The 24036-nt window shown below is 69.5% G+C and carries 19 protein-coding genes and 1 pseudogene; 5 read left to right on the top strand and 15 right to left on the bottom strand.

All coding sequences use genetic code 11. From position 1 onward, the window contains the following. Positions 1–184: 184 nt before the first annotated feature. Positions 185–634, bottom strand: coding sequence for a hypothetical protein (locus ACBJ32_RS06340; RefSeq protein WP_375125867.1), 450 nt, complete (start codon positions 632–634; stop codon positions 185–187). A gap of 1083 nt (positions 635–1717) precedes the next feature. Here ACBJ32_RS06340 and ACBJ32_RS06335 point away from each other — a divergent pair. Then, on the top strand, positions 1718–2425 hold the full coding sequence (locus tag ACBJ32_RS06335) for a sulfotransferase family protein (protein WP_375125866.1): 708 nt from the start codon (positions 1718–1720) through the stop codon (positions 2423–2425). Between the two features lie 248 nt (positions 2426–2673). Here ACBJ32_RS06335 and ACBJ32_RS06330 read toward each other — a convergent pair whose 3' ends face one another. The 10 genes and pseudogenes from ACBJ32_RS06330 to ACBJ32_RS06285 all read right to left on the bottom strand — a co-directional run bounded on the left by ACBJ32_RS06330 (position 2674) and on the right by ACBJ32_RS06285 (position 17176). Beyond that, positions 2674–6210: a protein kinase gene (locus ACBJ32_RS06330; RefSeq protein WP_375125865.1), complete on the bottom strand. Its 3537-nt coding sequence runs from the start codon at positions 6208–6210 to the stop codon at positions 2674–2676. Between the two features lie 445 nt (positions 6211–6655). After that, positions 6656–8116 (bottom strand): FAD-dependent monooxygenase, encoded by a 1461-nt coding sequence (locus ACBJ32_RS06325; protein ID WP_375125864.1) that lies wholly within the window; start codon positions 8114–8116, stop codon positions 6656–6658. Between the two features lie 157 nt (positions 8117–8273). Then, positions 8274–8855, bottom strand: a complete 582-nt coding sequence (locus tag ACBJ32_RS06320; protein WP_375125863.1) for a TetR family transcriptional regulator — start codon at positions 8853–8855, stop codon at positions 8274–8276. An 83-nt stretch (positions 8856–8938) separates the two neighbouring features. Then, positions 8939–9160: pseudogene (locus ACBJ32_RS06315) on the bottom strand (ISNCY family transposase); the annotation flags it as partial. A gap of 183 nt (positions 9161–9343) precedes the next feature. Further along, positions 9344–9718 carry a hypothetical protein gene (locus ACBJ32_RS06310; protein ID WP_375125862.1) on the bottom strand — a complete coding sequence of 125 codons (375 nt, stop codon included), beginning with the start codon at positions 9716–9718 and terminating at the stop codon, positions 9344–9346. After that, positions 9715–11463 (bottom strand): hypothetical protein, encoded by a 1749-nt coding sequence (locus ACBJ32_RS06305; RefSeq protein WP_375125861.1) that lies wholly within the window; start codon positions 11461–11463, stop codon positions 9715–9717. The genes ACBJ32_RS06310 and ACBJ32_RS06305 overlap by 4 nt, the downstream gene beginning before the upstream one ends. Positions 11464–12200: 737 nt before the next feature. Continuing rightward, entirely contained in the window at positions 12201–12740 is a 540-nt protein-coding gene (locus ACBJ32_RS06300) for a hypothetical protein (RefSeq protein WP_375125860.1), read from the bottom strand. A 465-nt stretch (positions 12741–13205) separates the two neighbouring features. Continuing rightward, entirely contained in the window at positions 13206–13670 is a 465-nt protein-coding gene (locus tag ACBJ32_RS06295; protein WP_375125859.1) for a hypothetical protein, read from the bottom strand. A gap of 799 nt (positions 13671–14469) precedes the next feature. Further along, a complete protein-coding gene (locus ACBJ32_RS06290; protein ID WP_375125858.1) occupies positions 14470–15954 on the bottom strand; it encodes a carboxylesterase/lipase family protein in 1485 nt (494 codons plus the stop codon). Between the two features lie 475 nt (positions 15955–16429). Continuing rightward, positions 16430–17176, bottom strand: a complete 747-nt coding sequence (locus tag ACBJ32_RS06285) for an SDR family oxidoreductase (protein ID WP_357881801.1) — start codon at positions 17174–17176, stop codon at positions 16430–16432. Positions 17177–17272: 96 nt separating this feature from the next. On the opposite strand from ACBJ32_RS06285, the gene ACBJ32_RS06280 reads away from it, so the two are divergent. The 4 genes from ACBJ32_RS06280 (at position 17273) to ACBJ32_RS06265 (ending at position 20482) form a co-directional block, all read left to right on the top strand. Next, the gene (locus tag ACBJ32_RS06280; RefSeq protein ID WP_375125857.1) at positions 17273–17737 is read left to right on the top strand and encodes an Rrf2 family transcriptional regulator; all 465 of its coding nucleotides are present in this window, start codon (positions 17273–17275) and stop codon (positions 17735–17737) included. Positions 17738–17861: 124 nt separating this feature from the next. After that, positions 17862–18542, top strand: coding sequence for a TetR/AcrR family transcriptional regulator (locus ACBJ32_RS06275; protein ID WP_375125856.1), 681 nt, complete (start codon positions 17862–17864; stop codon positions 18540–18542). 50 nt (positions 18543–18592) lie between these two features. Further along, the gene (locus tag ACBJ32_RS06270; RefSeq protein ID WP_375125855.1) at positions 18593–19471 is read left to right on the top strand and encodes an alpha/beta fold hydrolase; all 879 of its coding nucleotides are present in this window, start codon (positions 18593–18595) and stop codon (positions 19469–19471) included. 477 nt (positions 19472–19948) lie between these two features. Beyond that, positions 19949–20482, top strand: a complete 534-nt coding sequence (locus ACBJ32_RS06265; RefSeq protein WP_375125854.1) for a VOC family protein — start codon at positions 19949–19951, stop codon at positions 20480–20482. Positions 20483–20664: 182 nt separating this feature from the next. Here ACBJ32_RS06265 and ACBJ32_RS06260 read toward each other — a convergent pair whose 3' ends face one another. The 4 genes from ACBJ32_RS06260 to ACBJ32_RS06245 are packed head-to-tail and all read right to left on the bottom strand — an operon-like array spanning position 20665 to position 24018. Continuing rightward, positions 20665–20850 (bottom strand): hypothetical protein, encoded by a 186-nt coding sequence (locus ACBJ32_RS06260; protein WP_375125853.1) that lies wholly within the window; start codon positions 20848–20850, stop codon positions 20665–20667. Next, positions 20847–21599 carry an ABC transporter permease subunit gene (locus tag ACBJ32_RS06255; protein ID WP_375125852.1) on the bottom strand — a complete coding sequence of 251 codons (753 nt, stop codon included), beginning with the start codon at positions 21597–21599 and terminating at the stop codon, positions 20847–20849. Before ACBJ32_RS06255 ends, ACBJ32_RS06260 begins: the two co-directional genes overlap by 4 nt. Next, the gene (locus ACBJ32_RS06250; protein WP_375125851.1) at positions 21596–22555 is read right to left on the bottom strand and encodes an ATP-binding cassette domain-containing protein; all 960 of its coding nucleotides are present in this window, start codon (positions 22553–22555) and stop codon (positions 21596–21598) included. Before ACBJ32_RS06250 ends, ACBJ32_RS06255 begins: the two co-directional genes overlap by 4 nt. After that, positions 22552–24018, bottom strand: coding sequence for an alpha/beta hydrolase (locus tag ACBJ32_RS06245; RefSeq protein WP_375125850.1), 1467 nt, complete (start codon positions 24016–24018; stop codon positions 22552–22554). The genes ACBJ32_RS06250 and ACBJ32_RS06245 overlap by 4 nt, the downstream gene beginning before the upstream one ends. Positions 24019–24036 lie beyond the last annotated feature (18 nt).

Here is a 24036-nt window from a genome sequence, read left to right as displayed (position 1 = left end):
GTGGCCGGGGCCCTGGCGCGTCGTGGCAGAAGGCGGCTGCGGCGGTGGAGGCTGCGCGCCGTCAAGCACCTGCTGTGGCTCCGGCTCTGACGAGGGTGTCGCCAATGATCCCGAGACTGGCGATCTTTCCGTGCCGCAGGCCGTCCGAGCCGAGCCCTCAGCACGACGTCCACGAGTGAGCTGGTCAGTGAGACTCGTCCGCGGATCTACAGGTCATGATCGCGTCCAGGGCCAGGCCCCCGCGCAGCACGCTTTCCACATACCCGCATCCCGCTATGTAGCTGCCTCGAGCGGCGATCGCAGCGAAGACCGCTCCGGAGAACAGCTGCCTGCCGGTGGGATTGGAAATCCGGGGATGGACGCTACACCTGGTGGTGTTGTTACAGGTCTTCGTCTGGCGCTTGGTCGTCATCGGGGTGCTGTGGCGGTTGACGTCTGCCGAGACGATGATGCGGTCCTGGACTCGGTTGCATACGACGACGTACGTGGCGACGACGGCAGAGCCGCTGGTGGTGATGCCGGCGACCTGTCCGCGGCAGTTGTCCCGGTTCGCAGCCTGTGCCGGCAGCGCTTCGACGAGCATGGATCCTGCGGCGACCGTTGCCACTAGGGCGACCCTCATGTATTTGTTCATGGGAAACTCCTTTGCGATCAGTGGGAACGTACGAGGACCGGGACGAGAACTGCAAGAGATGGTGCGGAGGGCGTTGTCTGAGCGTCAGGTCCCGAATGGGAACGTCCCGTGCAGGGCAGTGCCTCGCCCGCTCCAGTAGCACCCGTAATCGGCCCGGTGGTGGACATTTTCGAAGGTGGGGATTACGTCACAGGCGGCACCGGGGTGCCGGATGTTGTCATCTCTTATGACAATGGGGCTTCCGATCACACCGGGGCGGGTCTCGAACGGAGATCAGCCTCCGGAGCGCCTATGGCCGCTAACGACGATTCGTCATGCTCGAATTCCTTTGACGCGAGCCCTCCCGGACCGGGGTTCACAGGAGTGATCGTGGCACGCGTCGGTAGCACCGTGAAATATGCAGGGAATATGCCTGGTCACCCGGCTTTGCCGCCGCTCTCAGGCCATGCTCACGTGCGAAGAGCGTGGGTCAACACCGCGTGGTCACCTTGAATTGCCAGATCCCGGAACCCGGAGGGTCAACCCGCTTGTGCGTGGCCGGTGAAGGCGACCGCTCCGATCGCCGCCGTCGCGATCGCGAGAGCGATCACTCCGGTACGGCGCGGACCGAACCGACGAATGGCCATCATCATCGCCTCCACTGTGCCGAGGTTCTGCGGCAGAGCAAAGCACCCGACGGTACACGGCCGGAATACTCAGGTCATGTACCAGAAATGTACCGCAAGTATGCCAGTCAGAGTCATCATCAGGGCACGGCAGAGGCCATTCCACTCTCTGCTCGAAAGGTACCGATAAAGCTCAGACACCTGCAACGGCGGGGATGGCGGCTTGCACGCCATCCCCAACAGCGTGAGCGGAACCGTCGTTCCAAGCCATCCGCGCTACGACTACGGCCGCAGCGGCTGCAAATGGATTCTCGGGGAATCGCTCCTGTCTACCCCGTCGCGTATGCCACGCCCTTGGGGGTGGATCTCGTGGTGGACCTGTGGGCACGAGAGAGCACGCAGCCGTAGAAGTGCGAGGATTGCCAGGGCCATGGTCGCGGCACCATGATCGGGGCAGCCGACACCATGGAGGAGCACCATGCTGACCGTGATCGGCGCGGGTTTCCCGCGCACCGGTACGAGTTCGATGAAGGCGGCGCTGGAGCGGCTGGGGTTCGGGCCCTGTCACCACATGTTCGACGTCGGGTCCGATCCCGATCGTGCCCGGCGGTGGGCGCCGCTGGCCGGCCATGACGTGGTGCCGGACTGGGACCACGTGCTCGAGGGGTTCCGTTCCGCCGTGGACTGGCCGGCCGCGTTCTTCTGGCGCGAGCTGGCCGACGCCTACCCGCAGGCCAAGGTGGTCCTCACGGTACGCGACCCGCACACCTGGATCGCGAGCATGCAGGCGCTCATCGCCAACGGGCCGGCGCGGTTACAGGCCGACAAGCTCGCACCGGAGATGGCCCCTCTGGTCGAGAACATGAACACCACCCGCCCGCTGCTCGAGCGCATGATCCGGGAGGGGCTGGGCAGCGAGCGGGCCTTCGGCGAGCCTCTCGACGAGAAGGACAGCCTCCTGGCGTTCGAGCGGCACGTGGCCACGGTGAAGGCGAGCCTGCCGCCCGAGCGGCTGCTGGTGTTCGACGTGCGGGAGGGGTGGGAGCCGCTGTGCCGGTTCCTCGGAGTGGACGTCCCCGCTGAGGAGCCGTTCCCGCACCTGAACGACAGCAAGGTGATGGAGCAGTCGATCGACAGGCTGCTGCAGGGGGAGAACATCGGGCTGCCGTTCCACCGCGTGAGCTGAACCCCCGGACGCGCGCCGCCCTCGCCCCGCGCGATGCTCCGCGACGCCGCCGTCCTGCTGCTCGACGAGCCGACGGGCCATGTGGACGCTCGTTCCGAGCAGCTGATCATCGAGTCCCTGCGGCAGCTGGGCGGCGCCCGGACGATCATCGTCGCCACCCAGTCGCCGGCGTTGAGCGGGGTCGCGGACCGGATGACTGTGCTCCCGCGAGGCTCCCGAAGGTCGATTCTCTGGCCGTGCCGCGCCCATCACCGGCACACCTCCACCGATGGGATGTCCGGCAGGTGGGCCGCCCACTCCTGCTCGGTGAGCGTCCGGCCGAACCGGCCGCACAGGGCGTCGGCCACGGCCGATGGCGCCACGGGGTACTCGTGCCGCGCGCCGAACTGGTCGAAGGTGATCAGGCGGGTGCCGTCCGGCGTGAAAGCCACCCGCTGGACGGCCCCGCGGTCGTCGTCCGGAACCGCGCCGATGGACTGGCCCAGCGTCAGGTCGTAGAGGCGGGCCTGGCCGTCGCCGCCCACCAGGGCGGCCAGGTCCTCCGTCGGAGAGACGGCGAGCGGCGCCGTGGGCGTGCCGGGTGTGCCTGTGATGACCGTTCTGGGTGAGCCGTCCTGGTTCCAGACGGTCAGGCGTCCCCGGCTGTCCGCGGTGACGAGCAGGCCGGTCCGGGTGAACGCGGCGTGGGTGAGGGTGGTCGCCCGGCCGATGGCGCGAAGCATCGGGCCTGCGTGCTTGCCCGTCGCGGCGTGCAGGATGTCCGGGTCCTGCGCCAGCACGGCGAGCCGAGTCCCGTCGCCGTTGAAGGCGACGTCGGTCAGCCTGGTGAGGTTGACCGACCACAGCGCGCGGCCGGCCTTCCAGTCCCAGAGCTGGAGTGTGGACTTCGTCGAGTCGTCCGCCAGGTGGATTTCCACCGCGACCTTGCCGGCGTCTGGACTGACGCCGCGCAGAAACGCTTGGCCGACGTCGCTCACGGTGAGCCGCTTGATCTCCTTTCTGGTCACGGCGTCGTGGATGCGCAGGCGGCTGATGTTCTCGACGTCGCCGCGCGGCGTCTCGTTGATCTCGAAGGTGGTCAGCGCGATCACGTTGCCGTCCGGGCTGAAGGCGGCGCCGGTGAAGTCGAACTCGCCTGTGGCTCCGTCACGCAGGAGCAGCTCGCGCTTCTGCGTCGTCCGCACGTAGGCGTCGGTGCTCGAGTCGGTGTTGAGCAGTTCCACTGTGAGCTTGCCGCCGGGGCTGATGGCGGCCGTGTCGGATTCGGGGTCGGCCGGTGCGGCCAGCGCGGAGAAGTCCAGGGAGAACACGCGGTCCTCGCTGAGGTAGCGCAGCGTCTTCCCGTCGGGGTCGAATCGCGGTTGCGGCGACATGACCCCGGCTGACCACTGGTGAGGGTCTGGTGCGGAGCGGACAGTCAGTGCGGTGAGGAGCATGCCGTCCCGCCAGAGCTGGATCTGGTCGTCTGTCGCCGAAGCGAACAGCTTCTGGTCGTGGCTGAAGATCAGGCTTCCCTGATTCCATGGGGTCGGGCCGATGCCGATCAACTCGTCGGTCGAGAAGCCCGTCGGGTCCTTCAGGTCGGCCACGCCGAGCCGCCGTCCCGGTAGTGCTTCGACCAGCCGGCCGTCCTTGGTGACAGCCAGCGGACCGGAGCAGGAGTCGCACGACTCCTGCTCCGGCCTGGTGCCGGCGAGTTTCAGGCTGGGCAGTGCGAATCTGCCGATTCGCCTGGTGTTGCGGTACTGCATGTAGATCGCCGAGCCGTCTGGGGTCATCGCGCCGTTCCAGTAGCCGGGGAGCTGCGCGGTGCGTCCTGTCCGAAGGTCCCAGAGGGTGAAGACCTCTCCTCCCTGCCGCACCATCACATAGCGGTCGACCGTGCCGAAGCGGACGGAGGCCAGATCGAACTGCTCGCCGCTGATGGCGCGGCGGAACGACCACGCTCGCCTGCTCTTGCCTGTCTTCGCCTCCCAGGCGTGCACGCCCCTGCTGGTCAGGAGCACGAGGACTGCACCGGACGGGCTCAGCGCCATGTCGATCGGCGTGCCCTTGACGTCCAGCTTCCACGTGCCGATCTGGCGGCGGCCGGCCACGTCCCACAGGCGCACCTCGTTGTCGCTGACGCTGACCAGCGTCCGGCTGTCGGCGCTGAGGGTGCGGATCGTGCCGGGTTGGGCGGCCGGATCCTGGAACATGCCGCTCTCGCGTTGGGCGAGGGAGCCGTTCATGGCCTTGCGGGTCTGCGCGGTCGGGTCGAGCCGCCAGGCGGCCACGCTCAGCAGCCCGCCGAGTTCGGGATCGGTGGCGCGGATCGCTCCTGCGGTCACCGCGATCCTGGCCGCCTCTGCCGCGCGGAGCCGGTCGTCGGCCAGCTTGCCCTGCCACACCGCAACACCGGTCGCGGCCAGCGAGACAACCAGCAGGACCGCGAGGCTCAGCGACACCAGCCGGGCCCTGCGCGCCCTGCGGCGGCCCAGAGCGGCGCCCGCGTTCAGGAAGTCTCGTTCGAAGCCGGCCAGCGAGATGTCCTTGCGGCCGGTGGCGGCCCACTGCAGCGCGTTGTCCAGCGACTGCCCGGCGAACAGGTCGCCGTCCCGCCGACCGCGCTCGTCCCATCGCCGGGCTGCCGACAGGATCTCACGGTGGGCGGCCATTCCGTCCCTGTTGCTCTCGATCCAGCGGCGCAGCCGGGGCCACGCGTGCGGCAGGGCCGGCCGGGCCAGCCGTACCTCATCGCCGCTGATGTCCAGGAGGTAGCCGAAGACCCGCAGCACTCCTTGTGCTTCGGTGAACTCGCTCAGGCGGGCCCGCCGGATGGACAGCTCTCCGTCCTCGTCCACCGTCACCAGCCGCAGGAACACCTTCGCCGCCTGCTCGCGATCGGCCGGGCCGAGCAGGCCGTAGGCCTCCTCGGCGAGCGGGCCGAGGCCGGGGTCGTGCGCCTGCGTCGCGAGGTGTGACGCACGGCCGCCTTCGGCGAGCAGCCGTGCCGTGTCGAGCTGCCCGTCGCCGCTGATCAGGGCGAGCAACAGGGCGCGGGCCGTGGGCCGCTCCAGCGGGTCCTTGCGCAGCGCGGCGTGAACCAGCGGGCGGAGCGGCTCCGGCAGGCAGGTGAGATCCGGCTCGGCCGACATGACCTGGTGCATGACCGCGCCGAGCGTCTCGGCCTTGAACGGGTCCTTGCCGGTCGCGGCGAACAGCATGATCCCGCCCCACGCGAACACGTCCGCGGGCGCCCCGGCCCGCTCGCCGGTGAACACCTCTGGCGCCATGTACGTGGGTGTTCCCGAGATCAGCCCGGTCGCGGTCAGCGACATCTCCAACGTCCGTGCCAGACCGAAGTCGATCACGCGGGGGCCGTCGGGGCCGAGCAGGACGTTGTCCGGTTTCATGTCCCTGTGGATCACGCCCGCGTCATGGATCGCGGTCAGCGCGGTGGCGACGCCGGTCGCCAGCCGGTGCAGTTCTCCCGGGGTGAAGCTTCTGCCGTTCCGTACGGCGGAGCCGAGGCTGGGCCCCTCCACGTACTCGCTGACCAGGTACGGCCGCGGTCCGGTGAGGTCGGCCTCGATCACGGCCGCCGTGCAGAAGGAGGAGACCCGCTGGGCCGCGGTGGCCTCCCGCTTGAGCAGGCCCACGTCGACGCCGTGCAGCATCTTGATCGCCACCCGGCGCCCGGTCCGGTCGTAGGCCTCGTAGACCACACCCTGGCCGCCCGCCCCCAGCCGTCCGGCCAGCCAGTAATCTCCGATCCGCAGCGGATCTCCAGCGATTAGTGTCACGGGATCTTGGATATGCCGTGCCACCACAAAGTTCGCGAATCACCCCGACTTCCCAGGTGTTGGCCGGTGCAAGCCCCCGGCTCGTCATCGGGCCGCCCTCTTGAACGTGGACACCTTGGCGACTGGAACGTGAGGTCCAGGGGAAGAGATGTCCCTGATGGTGATGAAGATCCGCCCGCCCGAGTTCGGTGGGTTCATCCTCGCATGCCGCATTTCGAGCGCCTCACGATCGAGAAGGCCCGAACGCTCGGCCGCCGTGAACTGCTCCCCGGCTCCAGGCACATGTCGCCATCGGTACCATGCCGGCCCCGCTGCCCGGACTCCCATTGGCCGGTGCGACCGCTCGCCCGCCTCCGATTTCGCCTGTCCCAGGCCGGCGTCCCGGTGGCCATGAGGCCGATGTGGAGCCCGGTCACCATGATCCCCCGCCCGGGCCCTGACACCTTCAGGCCGCTTTGGTGGCAGTGCCCGCCCAGGTAGCCAGGGCGGTGCGGAGGCCCTCGTCGTCGGGGCGGTCGGTGGCCCAGGCGAAGTAGCCGTCGGGACGGACGAGGGCCGTGGTGCGTCGGTCGCCGGTCCAGTGGGCGTGGACGACGTGGCCGGGCACGTCCGCGTCCTGACCGGCCGGTGTGATCAGCACGAACCTGCCACCGCGCTGGAGCTCGTTCAGCCGTCCCTCGGCCAGCTCCACGTCGGGGGCGCGCCGTCCGGTCAGCTTGTGCGCGCCGCGCGGGGCCTTGTAGGCGATGCCGATGCCGGTGACCATGGACGCCGCCTTGTCGGCCAACGGACGGAAGTTGCTGACGACCGTCCCGGCCGCGCGGCGCAGCAGCCGGGCGGCGAACCCGCGCAGCAGGGCGGCCCGCACCAGCGTCCCGCTCATCCGCAGCACCAGCTTGCCGACGGCGTGCCGTTCGGCCTGGTAGGTGTCCAGCAGCCTGTCGTCGGTGCCGTCGCGCAGCACGGCCACCAGCTTCCAGCTCAGGTTGGCGGCGTCCTGGAGGCCGGTGTTCATGCCCATGGCGCCCGCCGGGGAGTGCACGTGCGCGGCGTCACCGGCGAGGAACACCCGCCCGACGCGGTAGGCCGGGGCCTGCCGCTCGTCGCTGTGGAACCGGGACATCCAAGGGATCTCGGTGATGCCGTAGTCGGTCCCGAAGTTCATCTGGAGCAGTTCCTTGACCTCGTCCGCCTCCAGCGGCGCGTCGTCGGGAAGCTGGTGGCGCCGGTTCCAGCCGGTCACCCGGTACAGGCCGTCACCCATCTCGGTGAGCAGCGCGAACCCGTCGGAGACGGCGTTCACGACGAAGGGCCGGTCCGGTGCCTCGCCGAGCCTGACGTCGGCCAGGATCAGCGAGCTGAGGATCGTGTCACCAGGAAAGGGCTGACCGATCGCGGGCCGGATCGAGCTGTGCACCCCGTCGGCGCCGACCAGGTAGGACGCGCGGAACGTGGTGCCCGGCTGCCCGCCGGTGTCCTGCGTGTGGGCCGTGACGCCGTCCGCGTCCTGCGCCACCGCGACGACCTTGGTCTCGTACACGAAGGTGACCCCGGCCTCGCGGGCCCGGCGCTCCAGCACCTTCTCCACCTTGTACTGCGGGATGAACAGGACGAACGGGTAGCGGGTGGGCAGCCGCGAAGGGTTGAGCCGGGCCGCCTCGAACAGAGCCAGCCGGTCGATGGGGTGCCCGCCCGCCACGACGTCGTCGGCGATGCCGCGGGCGTCGAACTGCTCCAGCACCCGGGCGTGCACCACCAGCGCCCGGGACAGGTTGCTGACCTTGTGCGGGCGTCGCTCGACGAGCACGACCGACAGGCCCGCCTCGGCCAGATCCCCGGCCAGCAGCAGCCCGGTCGGTCCCGCGCCCACGACAAGGACGTCGGCATTGGTGACGGTGGGTGACATGGTGCCCCTCCCAAGGGGTTGTCAACATCTGTTGGTCAACGCTTGTAGGCATACCGTAGGGTGCCGCGCCCATGAATGTCAACAGCTGTTGGCCTATGTGCCCGCCGGCCCTGGCGCGACCGGCCACGCCCGGGGGCGGACCGGCGGCGGGCTCCGTCTAGAACGGGCCGTTCGCCGGGTCCCTGCCGGTCAGATAGCGCTGGATGACCGGGCCGAGCCAGGCGACGATGTCGTCGTCCGACATGGTGACCGCCGGCGGGAAGCGCAGGATGTAGCGGCACAGGGCCATCCCCAGCATCTGGGAGGCCACCAGCGCGGCCCGGGTCGCCGCCCGGCCGTCCCCGCCGGTCGGGCCGTCCGCCAAGGCGGTGATCAGTGGTGCGAGCTGGGTGGCGAAGACGGCGCGGGTGCGCTCGGCCGCGGCCTGGTTGGTCACCCCGGTGCGCAGCAGCACCCGAAGGGCGTCGTCGGCCTCCCAGCGGTCCAGGAAATGCCGGACCAGGGTCGCGCCCACCCGATCTCGCGGGAGCGCCTCCAGGTCGGGCAGGCGCAGGTCGAACTCGGCCGCGGCGGCGAACAGCCCGTCCTTGCTGCCGAAGTAGCGCATCACCATCGACGGGTCGATGCGGGCGTCGGCGGCGATCGCCCTGATCGTCGCCCTTTCGTACCCGTCAGCGGCGAAGCGCTCGCGGGCCGCGGCAAGGATGACCGCCTTGGTCTCTGCTGCGGATCTTCTCATGCCAACAATTGTAGGCCAACAACTGTTGACGTGGCGCCTCGGGATGGGTGACACTGGAGGACAGCCGGGAACGGGTGTGATGCGCCGTGCTGCAGCAGATCGGCGTCGGTGGGGTGATCGATATCGGCCTCCACCACGGTGGTGTCCATGCGCGGCTTGCGTCCTCGCAGCAGTTCGTCTTCGGCGAGCTTGCCCACCAGCTCGGTGTTGAGCTGCTCGAACACCTCCGGTCCCGCCAGCCGGACCAGTTTGGTCAAGGTGGTGGAATGCGGGACCCGCCCGTCCAGCGGAATCCGGCAGAAGCGCGGCAACAGCGCCTTCCATGACGCGATCTGTTGTCCCGGAGCCGCAGCACCGGCCACCACCTCCGGCGGAAATGACCCCGACGTCATTCTCAACCCGCCCGACCTCCCCGGCATTGATGGTCGCCGGCGAACCATTTGGCGGTCGATGGATGGGGTGTTCGGCGTGCACGGCTCCGGGTTCGTTCAGGAGGGGAGGAACTTGGTCAGGAGGTCGGCGAGTTTGCTGAGCGAGTCGGCGAAATCGGCGATTGGGCGCAGGCGGTCGCGCAGACGGCGGAAGGCGTCGGCGAGGCGGCCCGTGTCCCGCTCCGCCGCCGGGCGGGCGGCCTCGGTGAGGATCTCCTCCGCGTCGCGGCCGGCCCGTTCAGGGTGGTCGATCTCAGTGGAGTGGACCGCGACGCGGGCCATCAGGTCGGTGAGCAGCGCCTGGAGCCGTACCAGATCAGGGTCGGCGCCCTGGCCGCCCGTGTTGACGTTCTGGGTGAAGTGGGAGCCGGGGCCGCCGAACTGGCTGCCGGTGAACGTTCCGCTGTAGGTGTACTTGTCCTTGTCGGTCATGAGTTCGCCTCGCCCCGCTGCGTGTTCACGTTCTGGACGAACTGGGAGCCGGGGCCGCCGAACTGCGCGCCCGGGTAGTTGCCGCTGTACTCGTAGTGGGTCGTGCTGGAGATCGAGACCGCGGTGGCCTGGCGCCGGTAGGCGGTGGTGTCGACGCCCTTGTCCTCCAGGAAGTCGAGGACGGCCGAGGTCAGGCGCTCCTCGACGAGCTTGGTGTACTTGAAGGTGTCCAGCTCCTGGATGAGGGTGTCGGCCCGCTCGGACGCGCCCAGTTCGCGCAGGCTCAGCCGGGCCCCGTAGTCGTAGGCGGTGTACGCCCGCGGGTCGTCCACGCCGATGGCGTGCCGGAACGCCTGCCAGGCCATGCGCAGCAGCCGTACCGGAGCGGCGACGATGTCGCGGAACAGGTACAGCCAGCGCCCGCGCAGCGCGTGGTAGACCAGGAGCGGGGGCGAGGAGAGCGGCAGCTCGTCCACCGAGCGGTACACCCCGGCCACGGGCGGCAGCACCGTGACGACGAACTCGGTGTAGAGCATGCGGCCCTCGACCGCGAGGTGCACGAACGCGGTGACGGAGGTCCCCCGGTCCACGGCCGGGATGACGGTGCGGCCCGCAGTGTCCAGGACGTGCGGGCCCTCGGAGTTGATGTCCAGCCGCTGGTAGTGCCGCGCGCCTGCCTGCGGGGTACGGATCACCGCGGCGACGACCTGCTCCGGCAGGTTCGTCCACGGGCAGAGCTGGCCGGGATCCACCAGTGGATGCAGCGCCGGGCCCTTGCCGTTCCAGCCGTGCAACTGGTTGAAGCGGCCGGTGGCGACGATCTGGTCGCGGATGCGCAGGTTGATGATGCCTGCCGGGTGGGACTGCGCGCTCATCTGCGCCAGCCGCTCCCGTACGAACGTGTGCAGCTCCACCGGGTCGATCTCGACCAGCGGCCGCGCCGGCCCCGAGCCGTCGCGCGGGCCCGGCGTGCGGTCCAGCTCGACCGCGATGGTCCAGGCCCGGGCCGTGTCGCCGGCTCCGAGGAACGGGTTGCGGCCGGAGTAGAGCGTGACGTTCCCGTGCTGCGCCGCGCCGATCCAGCGCAGCCGCTGCTCGGCCCCCGCGTCGGCCGCCGGGCCGGGCGGCGGTGGCGGCGCTCCGGGGCGCAGGTCGCGGCCGATGACGCGGAACACGGCGATGCGGTAGCCGGCCGCCACGCCGAGGGACAGGAGCACCACGAGGAGCAACTGCAGCGACAGCGCGGCACCGCTCGGCGGCGCGCCCCCTTCGAGGAAGGAGCTGATCGCACGCGCGGTGGCGATGGCCACGACGGCGAAGGCGGCCGGTATCGACACCAGCGTCGAGATGACGAACCAGACGAGGATCTTGTACGGGCGGGAGAGCCGGCGCAGCGGCCGCAGGGTGAGCAGCGCGAACGGGATCACCACGGCGAGCCACTGGATCGTGACCTCGGGGAGCAGGAGAAGGCCGCCGGCGAGCACGACGGTCAGGACGATCTCCCGCGCGAGCAGGAACGATCGTGCGCGCAGGCAGTGCCGCAACACCGGGACCACGTCGAAGCCGCCGTGCGAGGGCGCCACGCCCCGGTGCCGGTTGCGGATGAGCTCGCGCAGCGCCGTCTCGCGGAACGACGGATCGAGGTAGGCCGCGACCGCCATGTATCGGGTCGCGTTCCGCATGGCCGCGCCGATGGGGACCTGCGGGGTGGCCGTCGGGTCCGCTGTGGGCGGACTGGTGTACATGCCGGGCTCCTCTCGGGGGAGAGATCAGCCCCACACACGTTAGGCGAACGGTAATCGTACGACTACCGAAAGATGATTCGGGAATGTATCCTTTTCGTCACGCTTCGTGAGTCTCCTTCGGGGTGGGCAGGTGTAGCGCCGGGAACAGGTCACCGACCAGCAGGGTCGCCTCGTGCGTGGCGAGCGCGCGGATGTCTGCTTCCGGGGCCTCGGTGCCTCAGGAGCTGTTCGGGGTTCGGATCTCGGTGATGGTCCGGGGGTGGGCTGGCCGGTCGCACTGCGCAAACAGTTCCACACCCCCGCGGGTCTGCCTCCGATGGCCAACCGGCGGGCGCACAACGTACCGGAACCGGCGACAGCACCGTGACCGATCACGGATTCCTCGTACTTCGCTCCAGTGGAAGTACGGCGCCTCGACCGGATTCCGGTAGCTGTACCCCGCCCGCGACATGCAGCCTTTTCATTCGTCAGCCGCTTTTCGCACCGAGGGGTGTTTCTGCGAGGTCTCCCAACCCTGTTTGTCGAGCCGCGGAACCGCGCCGGAGCGCCTGCTGCCAGGTGCGGTCCAGCCGGGCAGGTCTTCTTCGGCGATGCGGATGGCGGCTTGGAGTTCCGGGCCGCGGTACCAGTGTTCGGCGATGCGGGTGGACCGTTGCCTGTCATCCAGCAGGCCTGGACCTCCGCCGCTCGGTCGGCCACACCGAGGTCCGCTGGGACAACGCGATGGCGGAATCGTTCTATTCGCCGGCGTAGGGCTTGAAGAGCACGTCGCGTTCCATCCACGACTCGTTGAGCAGCTCGCTGTGCACCTCCCCCTGGACGACTCCCAGGAGAAGGTCGGTGGTGAGCACGTCGTACCTCTCCCACACGTCGCCGTTGCGGTCCGAGACCCGGATCGGGTACGAATCGGCTGCCGCCTCGGGTGAGACCTGCCAATAGAGCGTGACCCCCGTGCCGGTCGAGGCCCAGGGCAGCAGCCTGGAATCAGGGGCGAGATCGTCTGGCGGTCCCACGATCTCGTCCTCGAACAGGTCTTGAAGCTGTTCGAACTCCAGCCCCGACCGCTCGAGATCGACGTGCTTGAGACCGGGCCCGGGCGCCGGAACGTAGAGCCTCAAGGAGTTCAGCCAGAGTCCGCCACCTCCCGCGTCGAGAAGCTTGCGGTAGTCCTGCGGCACGGGCGTCCCGAGCCGGTGCTCGACCTGTTCCCAGTCGAACGGGCCGGCCAGCGGTGCGAGGCGTGCCGTTTCGATCAGCTGCTGAGCACTGGTTGTCATGCGGGTGCATTCCTCGGGGTTGCTGGTCCAGGCCCGATCTGTCCGAACCGGATCCCGCCCGCGCCCGGCCAGGCGGGACGCCACCGGCACACCTGGCCGTCGACGACCTCGCGTAGAGGGGTATGGTCATGGTCTTCCAGGGTGGCGAACGACTCCCCGGCGTGGGCCGGCGGATCGCGTTCGTCCGGCCGTTCGGCGACCTGGGTGCAAGATGACCATCGTAGGCGATGCCGGGTGGCCACGTTGCTCCTTGGGTCGATCGTCGGCATCCCGGCAGGCGCTCTGATCGGATGCCCGGGGCAGGCCGCTTGTCGGTGCTCATCCGGCGGATGTCCTTTCGTTGACGTGGATGGCGATGGTGGCCGCGTTCGCGAAGACCGGATCGTACGTGCCCAGCCCCGGCAGCAACGCCCTGCGCATCCCCACCGGCAAGTCCACGAATCCGGCCTGCCCACGCCCGGGATGTCACCGGAGTTTCCATCGGGGTTTGAACACCGACAGCGCGGTCGCGATCAGCAGCATGGCGATCTGTGTGCCCAGCACCGCGACCTGGCCCCACTGGCGAGCCGCGACGGCCTGCCTGGCGCCCGCGGTGGCTGCGGCCATGCCCTCGGGATCGAACAGGAACATGCCTACGCAGATGACGGCCACGAGCAGGACCAGCTTGACCGCCACCCAGTAATGGCGGATCAACCCCCAATGGCTGCCCAAGCCGAGCGTGATCCCGGTGGCCAATGCGGTGAGGCTCAGCGGTATGCCGCCCGCGAACACCAGGGTGGGCATCAGCCGATAGGCCGTGTGCGCCAGATCGAGGTCCTTGGACAGGGTGGCGGCCGTATTCAGCGCCACCAGTCCCCATACCTCGCCGACCAGCGCAACCGAGGCGACGATGTGGATGACCAACAGGGTCTTGCGGATTCGCGGCGCCATGGTCTCACCTCAACTCCGGGTTCAGCGCTCACCGCCATCGTCGCGGCTTCGTTCGCGCGCGGCGTCCGCCCGTGGATGGCGCTCCCGGTACGCCGAACGGCGTACCGGGATGCTCGAAGTTCGGGTGATCATTCCTCATGGAACGGTGCAAGGTTGCCTCCCATCGATCCCGCCGCCGGCCGGATTGGACCGGATCGTGGCGCTACGCCGTAAGGGCCTTGCATTCGGTACCCAGTACCGGTTTGCCGTCGAGGGCATGAGACAAGACACCGCCCTTGACCAGGGATGGGCTCCTGCTGGGGCCCGGCGGCGTGTGGCCTCAGCGGCCGGAGATCAGGTCAGGAGCCGAAGGCTCATGACCACGTGCACGCGCCCGGACGGGCCGCGAAGACCTCGAAGCCGAGATCCTCGACGATCTCCCCGCGTGAGTCGCCCGACGGCGAGGGGTTCGTCGGAGCGGCGGGGCTGCTCGCCTGCGTGCAATCTGTCTGCACGCCGCACCTGGACCGCTCACCCGCAGCCCCATCTTCACCGCCCTGATGAGCACGGCGGCAGGACTGGCTGCCATGGTCCCCGACGCGATCCTTCTGTCCGCCCTGGCTCTGGCCCGCCCCAGTGGCTGGTGCTGTTGCCGGGTTGGGGCGGACGGGCAGGCGGTTGATTGCGCGCCCCTCCCCCAACGATCGGAAGGACCCCGCCGTGGAATACGAGCTCGACGCCGTGCGCACCATGACCCGCTGCCGCCTGCGTCGGCCGCCCTGGGGTGGAGGCCCGGCCCGTGCCGGGAGGGAGCGGTTCGTCAGCAGCTGGGCAGGTCCAGTGGCTGGAAGCGGTGACCTGCCCAGATGCGGCGCGAGACTTCCTCGGGATAGGGAACGACGGCCGGATCGGCGTCCAGCCGCAGTGTCAGCCGCCTGTCCGCGTCGTAGGCGGGCCAGCCTGGGTCGCCGCCGGCGGCGAAGGACGTCCACGCTTTCCGCATGTACGCGGTCAGAGCGACGGCCTCGTCCGAGGGCCGCTCACCGAATTGGGCCGGCCCGGGGCCTACGGCGTAGGCGCCGAACAGGAGCTTGATGTCCAGGCCGTGGCAGGCCCCGTACCCGCCGGCAGCGCTCCAGCACAGCTCGGCGAGGAAGGTCCGGCCCGCGTGCGCCTCGGCCAAGTGGACCGCCGGCATGCGGAACAGCCAGTCGGACTCGGCGATCTCGTGCAGCAGGTCGTCGCCGACTCCCGGGAAAGATCGGCGGTACTGCTCCGCCAGGTGCGGCGCGTAGCTCTCCGGTCCGGGGCGGCCGGGCCCGGACAGCACCGTCCACAGCCGGCTCTCGTCGCGGGTGTGCATGACCAGCAGGTCCACGCCGGGGTCCGGGTGCTCCCACGGCGTGCGCGGCAGTACCTCGCCGTCGACCACCGGCGCGAACGGCAGCTCGGTGGCGGCGACAGCGGGGCCCCACCGGACGGCCTCCTTCGGGATCCGGGCGGCCAGCTCGCCCGCCGCCGCCACCAGCCGGTCCGGGTCGAACCGGGCCAGAACCGTCTCGCCGGGCCGGCCGGGGTCGGTTCCCGCCGGGTTCACGGCGGGCGCGGCCGGGGGCGTCCCGGCTTCGGAAGGAAGCTTCGCGGCCTCGGCGGCCAGCTCGGCGGCGAGCGCGCGAGCCAGCCGGGGCGTGTGGAAGATCGACGACAGGCTCTGGACGATGGCGCGCCGGAACAGGCCGGCCGCGCTCTCCATGACGAGCAGCGACGCGATGCCGACCGCGCCCGCGGATTCCCCGAAGACCGTCACCAGATCCGGGTCGCCCCCAAAGGCGGAGATGTTGTCCCGCACCCAGCGCAGCGCCGCGACCTGGTCGAGCAGGCCGCGATCGGCCGGGGCGCCGTCCACCCAGGCGAACCCCTCCGCGCCCACCCGGTGGTTGAAGGTCACGACGACCACTCCCTGAGCGGCCAGCCCTGCCCCGTCGTACATCGGGTTCGACGCCGTGCCCCGCAGGTAAGACCCGCCGTACACGAACACCATCACCGGCAGGCCCGACCCGCCGGGATCGGGCGACCAGACGTTGACGGTCAGCCAGTCGTCACTGGACCGCGGCAACCCCGCCTGCGGGGGTGGCGGGCCGAACGACAGCGCCTGCCGGGTCCCGTCCCACGGCTCGGGCGGGCGCGGGGCCGCGAAGCGGAGCGGTCCCACGGGCGGCCGGGCGAACGGGATGCCGCGGAACACCGCGATCCCGTCCTCGATCCGGCCCTGGACCTTTCCCTGAACGGTGCGTGCGAGAACCATGATCTGCATTGTCGTGCATGATCACACAAGCCATCGAGGCAGGCAGAGCCGTCGGCGTTGCGGCGGCCACCTCGACCACGAACGAGGCGAACTACCGGCCCGCCCGAACCCGGGACACCGTTTCACCTTGACTGTTGGCCCGGTACGAGGACGGGGCCGGCGGCGGACTGGCGGGTATCGGGTTTCTTGCCCAGCAGTATGTCGAATACGTTCTCGGCGGGCGTTTCCACGGTCGGACCGGTGGCGGCGTGGGCCGGTCCGGTCAGCGTGGTGGAGGCCAGGGTGACGGCCGATGCTGTGCCGGTGGCCGAGACCAGCGAAGCGCGGGCAAAACGTACGCGACATGGCCTGCTGGTTCCGTACGTCACGGGCGCGGGCGGTGTCACCCTGTGGGGGCTGATCGGATGGTTCGGCCACCGCCGAGCCGGCTTCCGCCTACGGCGGCGATGGCCCGCCCACGGGAACGGCCTTCGGGTCAGGCGTTGTAGCCGCCGTGGGCGTCCAGCACCGCGCCCGTGACGTACGAGGCGGCGGGGCTCGCCAGGAAGGCGATCGCGGCGGCGATCTCCTGCGGATGGCCCTTGCGCTGCAGCGACAGCGTGCTGAGCAGCGCCTTGAGGGTCTCGGGGTGGGTTTCCATCCCGCCCTCCATCAGTCCGGCTTCCACCACGTTGGCCGTGATGTTCCGGGGTCCGAGGTCGCGAGCGACGCCCATGGTGTATCGCTCGATCCCGGCCTTGGTCGCCGAGTAGTCGGCGAGGCCGGGGAGGCCGACCCGGGTGCCCAGTCCCGAGCTCACCGTGATGATGCGGCCGTCCGTGCGTAGAGCTCGGGAGGCGGCCCGGATGATCGCGATCACGCCGAGGTAGTTCGTGGTGTGCATGCGGTCCAGCGCGGCGGTGTCGGCGTCCGGGTCGTCCACCGTGCCGGCAACCGAGATCGCCGCGTTGTTGACGAGGATGTCCAGGCCGCCGAAGTGCGCGACCACCTCGTCGATCAGCGCCGGAGCCCCGCTCGTGTCCGCCTGGTCGGACCGGAAGGCCGCGACCTTCGCGCCCGTGCCGCGCACCTCGTCGACGACGGCCTGTGCCTGCTTCTCGGAGTTGACGTAGGTGAACCCGACGTCGGCGCCCTGCTCGGCCAGGAGCCTGACGGTGGCGGCTCCCAGTCCGCGGGACCCTCCGGTGACCAGGGCGACCTTGCCAGTGAGCGGTTTGTTCATTGTTCCCACCTCGCTGTTCGATCCTTCAATAGTCGTAACGCTAGTTGTTACGACGACATGTCGCAACTTTTGTTGTTACGACTGGATGGTCGTAACATGGCGAGTTACGGCCGAGGGGAGGAGATCGTGAGCGCCAACAGCAGGTTGACCATCGCCGCTCACGCGATGGCCTGGATCAGCCTCTACCAGCGCCAGGGTCATGAGGTGGCCACGTCCGAGCAGATCGCGACCAGCGCGAACACCAATCCCGTGGTGATCAGGCGGCTGCTCGGCGAGCTGCGCAAGGCGGGGCTCGTGGAGTCCCGGCGTGGCGTGGGCGCCGGCTGGTCGCTGGCGCGCGAGCTGGAGTCGATCACTCTGCTCGACGTGTACGACGCGGTGGAGCCCGGCCCGCTGTTCGCGATGCACCGCGCCACCCCGGACCAGGGGTGCGTGGTGGGCTACGGCATCCAGCCGGCGATGCAGGGCATCTACCGGGGCATCGAGGAGACGCTGAGAGCCGAGTTGGCCCGCGTCACGATGGAGGACGTGCTCCGGGACATCCTCGCGGCACCCCGCTAGGCAGCAGGAAGGCATCACGAGCCCTGGCACACCTCGTCCGGGCTCGGACCGTCCGGCCGGGCTGAGCAGCCAGGAGAGCCCCTCGCCGACCCTGCGGAGCACCGTAGATCGCGCCTGAGACCCGATGACGCTCGCCAAGTACGAGCTCTTCTCCGCCACCGCCCAGCTCGGCCGGCGACAAGGGAGCTTTTTTGAACACGCGATCCAGATACGCTACGGTGGGGACATGGCAAGGACCCGGGAGTTCGACACCGAGGCGGCGGTGAGCCGCGCGATGGAGCTGTTCTGGACGCGCGGCTACGAGGCGACCACGGTGCGCGATCTGACCCAGCACCTGGGGCTCGGACAGGGGTCCTTGTACGCGGCCTTCGGCGACAAGGACGGCCTCTACCGGGCCGCGCTGGAGCACTACCGCGTCACGCTCGCGGCGGACGCCCTGCGCAGTCTGCAGGAGGGAGCAGATGCCCGCTCGGCGATCCGTACGATGCTGGCCGAGCGGGTGCGCATCGCCGTCGAGCACGAAGGCCGGGGCTGCCTGGCGGTAAACGCCGCCTGTGAACGCCTGCCGCAGGACGCGTCGACCAGGCGCGTCGTGCGCGACATGCAGGACGCCAGCCGGGATGCCATTGCCGAGGTGCTGCGGGTCGCGGCGGAACGGGGCGAGATCGCGGCGCGGCACGACCCGCACACGCTCGCCGCGTTCCTCGTCACCTTTCTCCATGGCCTGCTGGTGTCCGCGAAGATCACGCCGGACGCTCGTGCCCTCGAGCCGCTCGTGGAGGTGGCGCTCGCCGCCCTCGACTGATTTTTCATGCCCGCAATCTGTATCAAGCGATCCACAATAAGGAGTACCCCATGTTCGACCATGCCGGAACACCCGTCCGCACCGGCCGCGCCGCCGTCAACGGAACGAGCCTGCACTATCGGACGGCCGGCTCCGGGCCGGCGGTGGTGCTGCTGCACGGCGTGCCCAAGACCGGTTACCACTGGCGCCACCTCGTCCCGAAGCTGACGCCCCGCTACACCGTCGTCGTCCCCGACCTGCGTGGCCTCGGCGACTCCGCCCGGCCCGCGGGCGGATACGACTCCGCGACGATGAGCGACGACATCGCCGCGCTGATGAGCGAACTCGGCCACGAGAGCTACGCCGTGATCGGCGAGGACTGGGGAGCGGTGATCGGCTACCAGCTCGCCGCCCGGCACCGCGATCACGTGACCGCCCTCGTGTTCGCCGAGGCGCTGTTCCCCGGGTTCGGCTTCGAGGACCACACCGCGCTCACCGCCGAGAACGTCTCCAGCGGCATGCATCTGTGGCATCTGGGCTTCTACTTCCAGCCGGACGTACCCGAGATGCTGATCGCCGGGCATGAGCGCGAGCTGATCACCTACATGATCAAGTTCGAGCGCAGCCGCCCGGACAGCGCGACCCCCGACGCGATCGACGAGTATGTGCGCTGCTACTCCATGCCCGGCGGCATCCGGGCGATGCTCTCGATCTACCGGGCGATGCTCGTCGACGCCGAGCAGAACCGGCAGGCGGCCAAGCAGAAGCTGGACATCCCGGTGCTGGCGCTCGGCGGTTCGGCGTTCATCGGCGACCGCAACGAGTCGCAGATGCGGCTCATGGCCCACGACGTGACCGGTCACGTCTTCGACGCCGGCCACGACCTCGCCGAGGAGGTACCCGACGAGATGGCCGGCGTCGTCCTGCCGTTCCTGGCAGCGCACCGGTAGCCCACAGCCGTCCGCGACCGCAAGGCCCCGGCGGACGGCACTCCAGCGTGGAGACCCTCCGCGGTTCGGGCAGGCCGGTGCAGGACCGGAGGATCGGCGGCGATCGGGAACGCGGCATCGCCGTGCTCAACCGGTCGGTGACACTGTCCCCGCGCGGCGTCGATCCCGTGATCGCCTCGCACGAGCTGACCCATGCGGAGCTTCACGCCCGTTCGGACGGCGCCGAAGTCATCGGGAACACACGTAAGTTCGGTAACGACGTCGGTGAACCAGCGCTCTTGGGCTCGCGGTGGGGCGATGAGTGTGCTCCCGCAGGGTGAGGGGGCGCTGGGCCGGCCTGGACACCGTCACCGGTCCTGACCGGGCCAAGCCGGCCGCTGCAGGGACGATCCAAGCCGACGAGCTGAACCCGGCAGGGAGTCTCCTGGGCCGCTCTTGCGGCAGGAAGCTGACCGCATTCATCTCTAGCCTCGCGGCATGGAGATGACCAAGAAGGATCCCGAGCCCCCGGGTGAGAACACCGTCAACGGATTCGTTGTCGTTGACGGAGCCGCGCCTTTCATCGACTTCCTCGTCGCTGTCTTTGACGGGACCGAGCGGGAGGAAGCCCGCACCCCTGACTTCCACGCCGGAGACGGAACGCTGATCCACGCCGAGGTCAAGATCGGCAACTCGTTGCTCATGGTCGCTGACCGTAAGGCCGGCTGGCCGTTCACCCCGGCCCTGACCCAGGTGTACGTCGCCGACCCCGAGGAGACGATGCGCAGAGCGGTCGAACGCGGTGCGACCGTCGTCACTCCGGTGTCTCCCTTCTACGGCGGGTACGGCATCGCCCGGTTCCTCGACCCTTGGCGCAACCTGTGGTGGCTGTTCTTTCCGGCGGCGGAGACCAGTCCGGCGGCCGAGGGAGAGTCGAGCTGGGAGGAATCCGCTGAACCCGGCACTGTATACACGACGCTGCTCGAGACGATGGTGACGCTGTCCGACCCCGGTGCTGGTGGCACCGGATAACCTGACCGGCGTGTGAGATCTTCTGCTGCGGGCGGGCCGACTCCGAAGGAGCTTTCCACCCACCGCCCAGGTGGCCAACGACAGACGGTGGTCATGGTCTGTGACCTTTGTCCGACCCCAGGGGTGAGGCGAAGACGCTCACGCAAGAAATTGTCCTAGCTGATTGATGCCAAGGCGTCTGGCTACAGTTTGTGGTCATAGGCGATCAGGGACCGCTTGATCGGCTGGCCGGTCTTGTCGTTGGGCCAGATCACGCTGGTCAGCGCGAGGATGCGGGTCAGCACACGAATGATGACGCCGGCAGGGGTACGGCCGCCGCGGCGTTCCAGGCCCAGCCGGCTCTTGAAAGTCCATAAGTGTCCGGTCATGCGTCGCGGTGGTTGATCGCCAGGGTTGCCAGCAGGAGGGACACCACGACGTAACCCACCAGGATGACGGCGGCCGTTGAGGGACCGAAGGCTCCTGCGTCGGGTACGGCGGCCAGTTGCCTGGCCAGTGACGGAATCGTCAGGGAGCTGATCCGGTCGTTCCACGGGGCCGGGAGGAAGCGCTCGAGCACGGTCGGGGACAGCGGGAGGACGACCAGCGCGATGAGCGCTCCCGGTGTCGACCGCAGGACCGTCGCCAGGCCCAGCCCCAGTACCGCGGCGACGGCGGAGCCGGCGCCGGTGGTCAGCACCTCGGCCAGGGCCCCATGTTCGGCGAACGAGGCGCCGATCGGACGCCCGGCCACCACGGCCTGTGCGGTGAAGTAGGTGGCGAACGCCAGCACCTGGCCCGCGACCGCGGCCACGGCGGCCACCACGGCGGCCTTGGCCAGAAGGAGCGTCCACCGGCTCCGGATCGTGGTCAGCGTGAGTCTGATCATGCCGGTGGCGTACTCACCGGAGATGGCGAACACGCCCAGCATGCCGAACAGCACAGGAGGGATGTCGGCGCTGAGGCTGAGACCCGTGCCGACGGGATCGCCGCCGGGGCCGTTGGTGTCGAAGTAGCGCGAGATCGAGTAGGCGGCGAAGCCGGTGAGCGCAAGGGCCGAGAGCGTGGAGGCCAGGACGTAACAGGTGGCTCGGAGCGAGCGTAGCTTGAGCCATTCCGATGCGACGACGTCGCTCATTGGGTGATCTCCATGAAGGCTTCCTCCAGTGAGGTCCGGCGCGACACCAGCTCGTGAACGGCACAGCCGTTCGCCAGGGCGATGTCGCCGATGGCGGCTGCGGTCAGGCCGGTCACCAGCAGTTCCTCTCCGGCGACGGCGTCCCGCACGGGGCGCGCATCGACTCCAGCGGCTGCGGGCCTTCCGGGCACCGGTTGCTCACCGGCTTCGGTGTCCTGAGCGGGGCGGATGGTTGCGCCGGCCGCTTCGAGTGCCCTGGACAGGCGGGCCGCGTGGGGCGATCGGACCAGTACGCCGCTCTGGAATCGGGCCAGCAGGTCCGCCGTCGAGGCGTCCTCGATCAGCCGGCCCTGGCCGATGATGACGAGCCGGTCGGCGGTGAGGGACATCTCGGTCATCAGATGGCTCGACAGCAGGACGGTGCGCCCCTCGGCGGCCAGGGATCTGAGCAGTGTCCTGAGCCAGCGGATGCCGTCGGGGTCGAGGCCGTTGACCGGCTCGTCGAGAATGAGCACGCCCGGGTCACCGAGCAGTGCCGCCGCGATGCCGAGGCGCTGGCGCATCCCCTGGGAGTAGCCGGCGATCCGTTTGCGGGCCGCCCCGGCCAGGCCGACCTCCTCCAGCACCTCCACGACCCTGCGGCGCCCGATCCCGCCCGCGTACGCCAGCGCCTGGAGATGAGCGAACGCGCTGCGCCCGCCCTGCACCTCGGCCGCGTCGAGCATGGCGCCGACCTCGCGCATGGGGTCGCGCAGATCCTGTTTGCGGACGCCGTTGATCAACGCCTTTCCCGACGTGGGCGTGTGGAGGCCGAGGATCATGCGCATGGTGGTGGATTTGCCGGCGCCGTTGTGCCCGAGGAAGCCGGTGACCTGCCCGGGCTCGGCGCGGAAGGTGAGCCCGGACACCGCGCGGGTGGAACCGTACAGCTTTGTCAGTTCTGTGACCTCGATCATTTCCCCACCTTCTGGATGATCTCGGCCGGGCAGCGCGTGCCCGGGGCAGGCAGCTTCCCTGTGGTCAGGTAGGCGCTGACGTGCCGCCGCAGGCAGCTGTTTCGCGCCCACGACGCGTGGCCGTCGCCGTGCCACAGGACGCGCGCGGACGGGATCTGCTCGGCCACGTGCGCCTGCCCGCGATAATTGGTGTTGTTGTCGAGCTCCCCGATCGCGAAGAGGATCGGTGGGGCGTCCTTCACCCGCAAGGGACGCGGTGCCCAGGAGGCGCCTCCGCTGCGTCCCCAGCACCGCCCGAGCTCGAAGCGTCCCTCGAGCCAGCCGATCCTCGGCGCGATCTCACGGAGTCTGGCCTCGATGCCCTGGAACTCCTCGTACGTGGGCAGCTTCGGCATGAAGTCGTTGCACAAGGAGTCTTGGCTCACGGACGCGCCGCCCTCATCCGGGAGCAGTTCTTCCAGGAAGTCGCCGGCGTCGCCATCGAGGGCCTTGCGGATGGCGGTGGCGAGCTGGGGCCAGAATGCCGGATTCATGCCTTTGATCGCACCGGCGTACAGCTGCCCCTCGTGCACCGTCCGTCCGGCCGACGCCGGCAGTGGCGCGCGGCGCACCCTGGCGACGAGCTCATCCCACGCCTTGCCCGCGTCCGTACCGCGAAGGGCGCAGTCGGTGCGGCGGGCGCACCAGTCCCGGAAGCGGGTGAGATGGCGCTCCTGCGTGAGCGCGTAGTTGCGTATCCAGGGCTCGAACTCCTGCTGGGTGTGATCGGCGGTGCCGTCGAAGTACATCCGGCCGACCCGCTGCGGAAACAGCTCCAGGTAGGCCTGGGCGTAGACGGTGCCGTAGGAGTTGCCCGCGTAGACGAGCCTGTCCTGGTCGAGTGCGGCGCGCAGGGCGTCGATGTCGTGCGCTACGTTCCACGCCGTCATCCCGCGCCAGGCCGATCTGGCCATGATGCGGCAGCTCGCCTGATGGGCGGCGTTCTTGGCGGCGTGGGCGTCCCAGTCCTGCTTCGTCCTGGCCAGGAGCAGTCCGTAGATGGAGGCGTCGGGCTCCGCGCAGCTCACCTTGTTGCCGCTCGCGGGCTCCGCGAGGCCGCGCGGATCGATGGCGATGACGTCGAAGCTCCTCCGCAGCTCATCGAGCAGGCCGGGCAGCTCCGCCTGAGCGTCGGGCTGGCTTTTCCGCCTGAGCATCGACGTGCTGGTGCCGGGCCCTCCGAAGTTGACGATCAGCGGCCCGATGCTCTTGCCCGTCGCGGGCAGTCTGGCCACGTGCACCGAGGTTCTCGGCCCGCCAGGATCGGCCCAATCCACGGGAACGACCAGCTCGGCGCATCGCAGGCCGTCACCACAGTCCTTCCACACGAGGCCGTGGGCCTGCGCCGAGGCCAGCGCGATACCGCCGAGCGGCACGGCGAGACAGGCCGCCAGGCACAGGGCGATGAGTCTGCGTCGGTTCATGGCGGCAACGATGCTGCA

This window comes from Nonomuraea sp. GTA35 (genome assembly GCF_041950525.1).
Lineage (GTDB): Bacteria > Actinomycetota > Actinomycetes > Streptosporangiales > Streptosporangiaceae > Nonomuraea.
This window is presented reverse-complemented; position numbering and strand designations above follow the sequence as displayed.